This window comes from Aquisalimonas sp. APHAB1-3 (genome assembly GCF_048323695.1).
GTDB lineage: Bacteria > Pseudomonadota > Gammaproteobacteria > Nitrococcales > Aquisalimonadaceae > Aquisalimonas.
In genome coordinates this window covers 157,864-163,863 of the sequence record NZ_JBLWFT010000008.1, presented here as the reverse complement: position 1 = coordinate 163,863, position 6,000 = coordinate 157,864, and the positions used below count along the sequence as shown (strand labels likewise).

The 6,000-nt window shown below is 60.0% G+C and carries 5 protein-coding genes; 2 read left to right on the top strand and 3 right to left on the bottom strand.

All coding sequences use genetic code 11. The features are described 5' to 3' along the window. The first annotated feature begins 127 nt into the window (after positions 1–127). Positions 128–1,165, top strand: coding sequence for a hypothetical protein (locus tag ACNSTU_RS12910; RefSeq protein ID WP_418212449.1), 1,038 nt, complete (start codon positions 128–130; stop codon positions 1,163–1,165). Between the two features lie 142 nt (positions 1,166–1,307). Beyond that, a complete protein-coding gene (locus ACNSTU_RS12905; RefSeq protein WP_418212448.1) occupies positions 1,308–2,069 on the top strand; it encodes a 7-cyano-7-deazaguanine synthase in 762 nt (253 codons plus the stop codon). A gap of 153 nt (positions 2,070–2,222) precedes the next feature. On the opposite strand, the gene ACNSTU_RS12900 is transcribed toward ACNSTU_RS12905, so the two are convergent. The 3 genes from ACNSTU_RS12900 to ACNSTU_RS12890 all read right to left on the bottom strand — a co-directional run bounded on the left by ACNSTU_RS12900 (position 2,223) and on the right by ACNSTU_RS12890 (position 5,863). Beyond that, the gene (locus ACNSTU_RS12900; protein ID WP_418212447.1) at positions 2,223–3,458 is read right to left on the bottom strand and encodes a pyridoxal-dependent decarboxylase, exosortase A system-associated; all 1,236 of its coding nucleotides are present in this window, start codon (positions 3,456–3,458) and stop codon (positions 2,223–2,225) included. Beyond that, a complete protein-coding gene (locus tag ACNSTU_RS12895; protein WP_418212446.1) occupies positions 3,455–5,041 on the bottom strand; it encodes an acyl-CoA ligase (AMP-forming), exosortase A system-associated in 1,587 nt (528 codons plus the stop codon). The genes ACNSTU_RS12900 and ACNSTU_RS12895 overlap by 4 nt, the downstream gene beginning before the upstream one ends. A gap of 141 nt (positions 5,042–5,182) precedes the next feature. Further along, positions 5,183–5,863, bottom strand: a complete 681-nt coding sequence (locus ACNSTU_RS12890) for a PEP-CTERM sorting domain-containing protein (protein ID WP_418212445.1) — start codon at positions 5,861–5,863, stop codon at positions 5,183–5,185. Between the last annotated feature and the right edge of the window lie 137 nt (positions 5,864–6,000).

Here is a 6,000-nt window from a genome sequence, read left to right as displayed (position 1 = left end):
GCTGCCGCGCCTGCTCGACCGCGCCGCGCTTGAACTCTTCGCTGTATCGTCTTCTCTTCGACATGAACACTCCTTTTGCCCAGTATCGGGCTTTTTAGAAGCGTCCGTAAAATCGGGGTAGAACCCTATGGCTGTCTTGGACAGCGATATCTTCCAGCTCAATCAACATCGGGAGGAGTTGGAATCGGCGCTACATGTGCTTTTCCCTGACGCGGAAATCATGAGCCGGGTACTCAATAAGGAAACAACGTACCAGTATGCCCAGGCAGCCGGGCTGAAAGTCCCAACCACCGTGACGCCAGAGTGCTGGGGCGATGTGGAGGCGATCGACAAGGAGTTGAAGTTTCCTGTCGTCATTAAATGGTCGGACCGTGCGACTATCGGCCCACAGCTCAGGGCCCGTGGCCAGGAGTTGAAGAAGGTGCAGTTTGCGACGCATCGTGAAGATCTGCTTGAGAAGATGAAGGAGTTCCGAGAGTTCGGCGCCTTTCCAATGGTTCAGGAATACTGTCGAGGGCCAGTGCTTGGGCAGATGGTCCTGGCGGAAGAGGGGAGGGAAAGGCTGAGATTCCAGCACCTTCAGGTGCATGAGTTTCCGTGTGATGGCGGCAATGCGACCATTTGCCGTGGGCTTGGACTACACGAGCACGGGGAGTGCTGGGAGGGGACGCGGGCCCTATTGAAAGAATTGCAATGGACTGGACCCGCCCTGGTCGAGTACCGGTATGACGCCCAAGAAGGGACATATACGTTGTTGGAAGTTAATGGTCGTTTCTGGGGAAGTCAGCCGCTCGCGTTTCGGTCGGGCGTACATTTTGCCCACGGTTTGTTGAGACTGGGCACAGAGGCGGGACGATGGGACTCGGTGCCAGTGCAGACGCGAACAGCGATATTTCTGTATCCGGAGATCAAGGGCGTGGTGGCGGTGCTCCGAGGACGCAGCGGGTTGGCCGGGGAAGAGAGTTGGTGGTTTCGAGCCCGATATTTGGGTGAGTTCCTGTCGCGTGTGACGGTCCCGAGAACGATTTTTTACGTGTTCTGGTGGCGAGACCCATGGCCGAGCGTGATGGATTCCGTACATAGCCTTACAGGGGGTTTCAGGAGGGCGGCGAAAGGTGGCGCCGAGTTTCTCGGGCGCATCATAGGCCGTTTTAGGTCGGCTTGATTGAGTGTGATGAAATCTCTGGAACGCAAACGGCGGTCTAAATGTCTTGGTAGTTGACCGTGTGAAGGTTTGTAGGAAAAATGGATATTTCCACGCATGATCAGCCACGTTTTTTGGCTGAAGACTGGGGACGGGAGAGGTGATGCCTTTAGCTTCGGATGATCAGTCGGTAAACCTCCTTTGGACCGCCGGTTGGGATTCCACCTACCGTCTTTTGGATCTGGTGCTTGTTAAGAAAAAAACAGTACATCCATTCTATATCTTATCTACAAGCCGGGAATCCACTCTTCTTGAGTTGGAGACGATGCAGCGTATTAAGTATCTTGTCGGGGAGGTGTCTTCTCTGGCATATGAAAGAATACGTCCAGTAGTAATTGTTTCTAAGAATGATATCGAGGAATATTCGGATATATCGTCAAAATATGAAAAGCTTTCCAGTATAAGGCCTCTAGGAAAGCAGTATGAGACTTTTTCTCGTTTTGTCGAGCAATATGGGGTTGAGGGCTTAGAACTAGGGGTAGAGCATGGGTGCGGAGCATACTACTTTCTGAAGGATGTTGTGGAAAGGGTCTTCACGAGTGACGGAGATCAGTATTGGAGGTTGCCGCTAGATCATCGTGGAGACTTAACTCTATTTCGATACTATAGGATGCCTTTGTTGTTCACGAGGAAAACTGAGATGCTGGAGGCTTCGAAGGAGTTTGGATTTGCTCACATTATGCATGAGACATGGTTTTGTCACAAGCCGAAACGAGGAAAGCCTTGCGGCAAATGTTATCCTTGTTGGGTGACAATGCGATCTGGAATGATTGAAAGGATACCTGCGAACAGACGTGTTAGGCACCATATTAACAACGTGCTCCGACCAATCTATTATGCCATAGTCAGGCGGCGCGACCTTTAACCATCTGAGTGAACAAGTTTAGTTATTACCCGACAGTCGGGGCCTCCGGCTTCGTCGATTATGCCGCCTCGCCTGAGGCGGATTCATCCTCCTGAGGGTAGGCTACGCCTTCACCAAGGGATATTCCGTGTGCTGAAGGGGCAGTGCCCGTTGTCAAACCAGCACCTCCCCCGGCCCCGGATGGCTCAGAAATCCCAACGGACTCGCCGTCAGCCCGTACGCACCGGACTGAAACACCACCACCAGATCCCCCACGTCCGCCCGCGGCAGATCCATGCGGTCGGCGAGCATGTCCAGTGGCGTGCACAGTGGCCCGGTTACGGTGGCGTTCTCCTCCGGGGGCACATCCATGCGGTTGCCGATGGCGACCGGGTAGTTCTTGCGGATGACCTGGCCGAAGTTTCCCGAGGCCGCCAGGTGGTGGTGCAAGCCGCCGTCGGTGATGAGATAGGTGTGGCCGCGGGAGACTTTACGGTCAATGACCCGGGCAACGTAGACGCCGGCCTCACCGACCATGTAGCGCCCGAGCTCCATCACCAGCTTTGTCTTGCCCAGGCGCCGGTGAGCGGTTTCGACGTGATCGTGCAGGTGTTCGCCCACAGCGGCCAGGTCGATGGGCTGGTCTCCCGGGAAATAGGGGATGCCAAGGCCGCCGCCGATGTTCAGAAAGGTCAGGGGTTCCCGCGCCTCTTCGGCCAGGCGGTAGGCCAGGTCGAACGTCTTGTCGTGCGCCTCGAACAGCGACTCCGCGCGCAGGTTCTGGGATCCGGTGAAGATATGGAAGCCCTGGAACGCCAGATCCAGCTCGCGGATGCGGCCGAGCATGTCGGGAACCAGTTCCGCATCCACGCCGAACACCTTGGGCCCGCCGCCCATCTTCATCCCCGAGGCCTTCAGCTCGAAGTCCGGATTGACCCGCACGGCGACCCTGGGCCTATGCCCATGCTGCTCGCCGAGTCTTGCCAGGCGCTCCATTTCGCCGAACGACTCGAGATTGATGGTGATGCCGGTGGTGAGTGCCTGTGCCAGCTCTCCATCGCGTTTGCCCGGGCCGGCGAAGCTGATTTCCGATGGCGGCGTGCCGGTGTCCAGGGCCACCTGCAGCTCTCCGGCCGACGCGACATCAATGCCATCAACGAGCCCGGCCAGATGGTGAACCACGGCCGGCATCGGGTTCGCCTTCATGGCGTAGTGCAGCTCGATCGCTCCCGGCAGCTGGGCGCGCAGCTCCGCAATCCGGTTGCTGATGAGCTGGCGGTCGTAGGCGTAGAACGGTGTGCCCCCAACGCGTGTGGCGAGCGTGGTCAGCGGCACCCCGCCCACCTGCAGCACGCCGTCCACAGCCGGGAACTGCGTCATGAGGATATGTGTCGGGCGCTCCCTCGTCATGGCCGGTCTCCTGCGAACAGTGCTTTCAGCGGCTCCCTCAACCCCTTGCGGTCGATCTTGCCATTGGCGTTGCGTGGCAGCGGATCCCGCCAGGCCTCCACGTGCGCCGGCACCATGAACGTGGGGAGGTCGCGTTTACAGGCAGCGATCAGCGCCTCGGTGTCCAGGGTGGCCTGGTCGCGGCCCTGGGCGACGAGCACGATGGCCTCGCCCAGCGTCGGGTGTGGCACACCCAGGGCTACCGCTTCGGCAACCAGTCCAGTGGCATAGACCACTTCTTCGACCTCGCTGGGGCTGACCCGATAGCCTGACGTCTTGATCATCTCGTCCCGCCGGCCGACGAAATAGAGAAAGCCGTCGTCATCCATGCGTACGGTGTCCCCGGACCACACCGCGAGCTCAGGGGTGGTGATGCCCTGGCTGCGTGGTGGCAATGGCCGGAATCGCTCCGCGGTCTTTTCCGGGGCGTTCCAGTAACCCATGGAGACGAGCGCGCCCCGGTGGACAAGCTCCCCCGGTTCGTTCGGCGCACACGGGGAGCCATCCTCCCGCAGCACCATGATCTCCGCATTGGGAATGGCCTTGCCCATGGAGTCGGGGCGACGGTCCACCTCCTCGGGTGGGAGGTAAGTCGATCGGAACGCCTCCGTGAGCCCGTACATCAGGTAGACCTGCGTTCGCGGGAGTGACGCCCGCAGGGCCTGTACTGTGGTCCGCGGCATGGCACCGCCGGAGTTGGTGATATAGCGCAGGTGGTCGGTCACGTGCCCGGGCCAGTCGAGCTGTGCAAGCTGGATCCATAGTGGCGGGACCGCCGCCAGGCCGGTGATCTGTTCGCGCTCGACGGCGCGGAGCACATCCCGCGGTAACAGATAGTTCATGAGCGAGACGCTGGCGCCGGTGTGAAAGGCCGTAGTCAGCTGGCTCAGCCCATAGTCGAAACTCAGGGGGAGGGCGGCCAGCAGGCGGTCATCTTCGCGATTATCGAGATAGCTCGCCACGCTGCGGGCCCCTGCCACCATGTTGCGGTGTGAGAGCACCACGCCTTTGGGCTGCCCGGTGCTGCCCGAGGTGTAAAGAATGGCTGCCATGTCCGTATCGATACGGCGGCATGGTCGCTGCCGGCTGTCGGCCGTCCAGTCGCCCCAGGCAACCGTGTGCAAGCCTTGTGGCGTTTCGGCGGGCACGCCGTCAGTCACAATCACCGTATGCAGGTCATGACAGCGGCGCAGCTCCTCGCTCAGTTGGCTGAGGCGGTTTGCGGAGGTGATCAGCACGCGCACGTTGCAGTCACGCAGGATGTAGCCAACCTGTGGCGGTTTCAGCAGCGGATTGACCGGCACGAACACGCCGCCGGCAGCGGCTGCGCTGAACAGACCGACAACGGCCTCCGGACGTTTCTCCAGATACACCGCTACCCGCTCATCGCGTGTCAGCCCCAGTCCATTCAGTTCGTGAGCGACGGTGCGGATGGTGTCCGCCAACTGTCCGAAATTCTGACGATGGTCCTTGTGGCTGAGCGCCGGGTTCCCCGGAGCCCGTTCGGCAGAGCGTAGAATCAGGTCATGAATGAGATCGGCCATCAGGCGGTACGGTTCCTTGAGTCCATGATCTGTAGTGTATGGGCCTCTCCGGGGGTTGCCTACACCCGGATGATGCCTGATGACGGAGCAAAGCCCCGGGCCGCACCCGGGGCTTCTGTGTGTACAGCCATTGCGTCCGCTTCAGGCACTGCGGCGCCGGGCGAAGGCGGTCAGGGCCAACAGGCCGAGCCCCAGCATCCCCAGTGTGGCTGGCTCCGGTACGCTGGTGTAATCGGTGATCTTCATCTGGAATGAAGGCCGGGTGTCAGCCGTGCCCTCCGGGAAGAATCCGGTCCCGGAGATACCCTGCTCATAGTCGATGTCGGAGAGCCACCAGTAGTCCGCCCCGTCGATCGGCCCAGTGAGCGTCTCGCCCCCCAGCTGGATGGTCGAGTTCTCCTCTGCCGAACCTGCCACCCGGAGCAGGATGTCAGCAGCGCTATCCAGCTCGAAACCATCGTGCGACACCGAGTCGTTGAAACCAATGCCCTCGACGGCGAAGTTGAGAACGTCGTCCACGAGAGACAGCGAGAACGAGAACCGATCGACCAGCGGACCATCCTCGAGTCCCTGGGCAACCGGTTGACTCTGGCCCCCTTCAGTCAGCCCGATGCTCCAGTTGTTGGGCCGGTACTCGCCCTTGGCTTCGGCGAGCACATCGAATGCGTTTCGTGCGTCAAGGAACTCACCATCACTGTCGAACGCGTTGCTGACCATCAAGCTTCCCGCCATTGCCGTACCGGCATAGGCGGACGCCGCAACGAAAATGCCGAAAGCGGTCGCCGCCTTCATGCCCGAGTGCCTTCTGCGGTGCTGGGTCATGTACCCCCCTTGCGAATGCGTTGTTCTTTTTTGCGCGAGTGCACGGCTCTTGTGCAGGCACCAGAGCTGTGCGCGGCGACACAAAGCAAGAACCTCGCCAGAGTTGCGTCCCCGGTCTATGGGGCGGGTTTGCGAGG